Raw genomic sequence first — 3,637 nt, forward strand, 5'->3', positions numbered from 1 at the left:
GCCCGGATGGGGCTCCCGGCGGACGAGGTCCGCGATTCGGTGACGGTCACGAGGTGCTACTTGCTCGAGACCAGGGTGTTGATCTTGTCTGCCGCGCCGCCCAGGGTGGAGGCGATGTCGCCCTGCCCGAAGATGACCGACTTGGAGTAGGCGTCCCGGAACGTCTGCCACACCTCGACCGAGTTCGACACGTTCGGAACCTCGACGGTGCGCGCGGCCTGGTCGCCGAATGCGACGTAGGCCGGGTTCGCGGCGAAGTAGTCCGGGTACGTGGTGGTCAGGTCGGAGCGGATCGGCATCTGGCCGGTCAGGCTGAGGAGCTGGCCGTCCTGCGCCTCGCTCGTCGAGAACTTCAGCACGTCCCAGGCGGTGCCCTGGTTCTTGCACGCGGTGTACATGCCGACGTTCTTGGCGTCGCTGAAGGTGTAGGTCTTGTCAGCGGATGTCCCGGCGCTCGTCGGCACCGGAACGGCGCCCCAGTTCACCTTGTCCTTGTACACCGGAACAGCCCACGGTCCCACGATCGACATCGCGGCCTTGCCGTCGGCGAACGAGTCGCCCTGGTAGAGCTCTTTGTTCGCGAGTCCCTCGGTGTACATGGTCTTCCAGAAGTCGGCGACCTTGGCGCCCTCGTCGCCGGTGAACGTGGCCTTGCCGTCTTCGACGAGCTGCTTGCCCCCGGTCTCGGCGGCGTACAGCGGGTAGAAGTCGAACCAGCTCTGGTAGAACTCACTCGTCGGGGACGGGTAGATCGCGTTCGCCGCGGCCCCACTGGAGACCAGGGCGCGGGAGGCGGTCAGGAACTCGTCATAGGTGGCGAGCTTCGGGTTCTCCGGGTCGAGCCCGGCCTTGGCGAACATGTCCTTGTTGTAGAAGATCATCACAGGGTTGGACTTCCACGGCATCTGGTAGAACTTGCCGTCTGTCGACTCGTACTGGGTCGCGGTATCGCCCGAGCGGGCCTTGATGTAGGAGTCACCGTCGGAGAAGCTGCTCAGGTCGACGAGGCCGCCCTGCTTCTGGAACTGGGGAACTGCGACCGGGGCAGTGTTGTACACGAGGCATGGTGCGTTTCCCGCCGTGATGGCGGCGCCGATCACTTCCTCGCTGCTCTTGCCGGCCGGGATCTCCTGCGCGGTGACGGTTTCGTTCGGGTGGTCGGCGTTCCAGGCGGTCACCATCTGCTTGCCCCAGGCGATCTCGGTCGCGTTGTTCGAGTACCAGATCGTGATGGGGCCGTGGGCTGTGGTCGCCGCTCCCGCCGCGCCGCCGCCCGATGAGCAGGCGCCGAGGGCGAGGATGACGGCGGCCGATGCCGCGGTCGCGGCGAGGACTCGCCGGGTTCGTGCTGTGCTGTGCATGGTTTCTCCATTCAGTCCCCGCGGCAGCTCTGCCTCGGGTGTGTTTCGGGTGGTGCGGCACGCGGGGAAGGGCGTGCGGGAGGACCGCAGCCGACGCGGGGTCGGTGCGGTGGCGAAAGGTTCGGTGGCGGATCGGAGGTGAGGAGTGGGGGACAGTGCGGCAGCTAGGGCCGCAGCGGGGTACCGGCGGAGCCGCGGATGACGAGACGGCCTGCCGGAAGATCGACGTCGGGTGCCGTGCCGAGCGCCATGAGGTCGAGCAGGGTCCGGCCGGCGGCCCGGCCCCAGTCGCTCGGGGCGGTGCGCACCGTGGTGAGCGCCGGGTAGACGTACCGGGTGAAGTCGATGTCGTCGAAGCCCGTGATCGAGACGTCGTCCGGTACGCGCAGGCCGAGTTCGTGGGCGACGCCGAGGCCGGCGATGGCCATCGGGTCGTTGGCGAAAACGATCGCCGTGGGCGGCGAGTCCTGGGTCAGGAGCCGGCGGGCGGCATCCGCCCCCGCTGCGACGGAGAAGTCGGTCTCGATGGACTGGCCGGCCGGGAGACCGGCCTCCCTGAGGGCCGTGTCGAAGGCGGCCCGGCGGCGGCTGCCGTGCAGGAGCGCCGGGCTGCCGGCGACGTGGGCGATGCGCCGGTGGCCGAGGGAGACGAGGTAGCGCACGGTTTCGGCGACGCCAGGGGTGTCGTCGACCGAGATGCACGGGAAGGGGCTCTCGGTGTCCGGCCGGCCGAGGGTGACGGCGGGAAGGCCGAGTTCCTGCAGCAGCGGGATGCGGGGGTCGTTGTGCCGGAGGTCGCTCAGGAAGACCCCGTCGACGCGGCCGTCGGAGACGAGCGACCGGTAGGTGCGCATTTCGGTCTTCTCGTCGGGCACGACGCTCAGCACGAGGGCGAGGCCCTGCGGGGCGAGGACGGTCTCGACGCCGGCGATGAACGACGGGAAGAACGGGTCGGAGCCGAGGACCTCCGGGTCGCGGGCGATCACGAGGCCGAGCGCGAAGGAACGCCGGGTGGACAGCGACCTGGCTCGCAGGGAGGGGGTCCAGCCGAGTCGTTCGGCGATCTCGAGGATACGGACGCGGCTCTCGGCGGAGACACCGGGCCGGTCGTTGAGGGCGAAGGAGACGAGGCCTTTGCTGACGCCGGCCTCGCGGGCCACATCAGCAATGGTTACCTTGGGCTCACTCATCGCGCCTCCTCATCGATAGCACCTGCTCGAGTCTTCTGAACCGGTTTAGGCAAACCTATACCGGTTTAGTCCCCCACGTCAACCACTCGCGGAGCACATTCCTGCGGGGGAGACGCATAATGGGACGGGCGCCGGACTTCCCGGCACGCATCAGCCAGAACGGCCGCTCACGCCTTCCTTCCTCGACTTCCTCGGCACCGCCCGGTTCGATCCGGTGGCGGGTTCGGGCATCCTTGTCGCCGCCGCGCTGTATCTCCTGGGTATCCGTGCCGCCGGCCGCAGGGGGACCGCCTGGCCGCTCCTCCCGACCCTCGGCTTCTTCCTGCTCGGGCTCGGGTCCTGGGCGTGGGTGTCGTTCGGGTTCCTCGGAGCCTGGAGCCCCGACCTGCGCTGGGCGTTCACGACCCGGATCGCCCTCCTGCTCTTCGTGGTCCCGGCGCTGCTGAGCCTCGGCCGCCCCGTCGAGCTGGCGCGGGCCGCGCTCCAGGGCCGGGCCCTGCGCGGGTTCAACGCCGTGCTCGGGTCCTGGTTCGTGCGTCTCGTCGGCAACGCCGTCTTCGCCCCGCTCTTCGCGATCGCCGCCTTCCTGGTCTTCCTGACCCCCCTCGCCTACGTGCTGCGGAGCAATCCCGCAGCGGAGGCGAGCCTGACGCTGCTCGTGCCGCTGGTCGGACTGCTGATGGTGCTGCCGATCACCGACCACGCCCTCGTCCGCACGAGCCTTTTCATCACGGCAGAGTTCATGCTCGCCTTCGTCGAACTCGTGATGGATGCCATCCCCGGCATCCTGCTGCGCCTCAACGAGACGGTGCTCGACGGGGCCCCTGCCCTGGTCGGGTCGTTCCCGGCCTGGTTCCCCTCGCCGCTCTGGGACCAGCACCTGTCCGGCGACTTCCTCTGGTTCATCGCGGAGGTCGCGGACATCCCGGTGCTGATCATCCTGTTCCTGCGCTGGAACCGCACCGACCGGCACGAGGCGAAGCAACTCGACGAGCTCTCCGACGAGCAGATGGCCGCCCTCACCGCCGAGCACCTGCGCCGCGCACCGTGACCCTGCCCACCCTGACCCTGCCCTGCCGGGCCAGG

3 protein-coding genes are annotated in these 3,637 nt (G+C 69.0%); 1 reads left to right on the forward strand and 2 read right to left on the reverse strand.

What is annotated here, in order from left to right:
* Positions 1–56 precede the first annotated feature (56 nt).
* Complete coding sequence (locus QN345_RS16855) at positions 57–1,361, reverse strand: extracellular solute-binding protein (protein WP_134448979.1); 1,305 nt, start codon at positions 1,359–1,361, stop codon at positions 57–59.
* Positions 1,362–1,525: 164 nt separating this feature from the next.
* Positions 1,526–2,551: a LacI family DNA-binding transcriptional regulator gene (locus QN345_RS16860; protein WP_134560284.1), complete on the reverse strand. Its 1,026-nt coding sequence runs from the start codon at positions 2,549–2,551 to the stop codon at positions 1,526–1,528.
* 214 nt (positions 2,552–2,765) lie between these two features.
* On the opposite strand from QN345_RS16860, the gene QN345_RS16865 reads away from it, so the two are divergent.
* Entirely contained in the window at positions 2,766–3,602 is an 837-nt protein-coding gene (locus tag QN345_RS16865; RefSeq protein ID WP_241985087.1) for a cytochrome c oxidase assembly protein, read from the forward strand.
* Positions 3,603–3,637 lie beyond the last annotated feature (35 nt).

This window comes from Cryobacterium sp. 10I1 (genome assembly GCF_035019805.1).
Taxonomy (GTDB): domain Bacteria; phylum Actinomycetota; class Actinomycetes; order Actinomycetales; family Microbacteriaceae; genus Cryobacterium; species Cryobacterium glucosi.

Bases quoted from the DNA above. Each gene is read 5' to 3' on its own strand.
- QN345_RS16855 (WP_134448979.1), bottom strand. From the start codon at position 1,361: ATGCACAGCACAGCACGAACCCGGCGAGTCCTCGCCGCGACCGCGGCA.
- QN345_RS16860 (WP_134560284.1), bottom strand. From the start codon at position 2,551: ATGAGTGAGCCCAAGGTAACCATTGCTGATGTGGCCCGCGAGGCCGGC.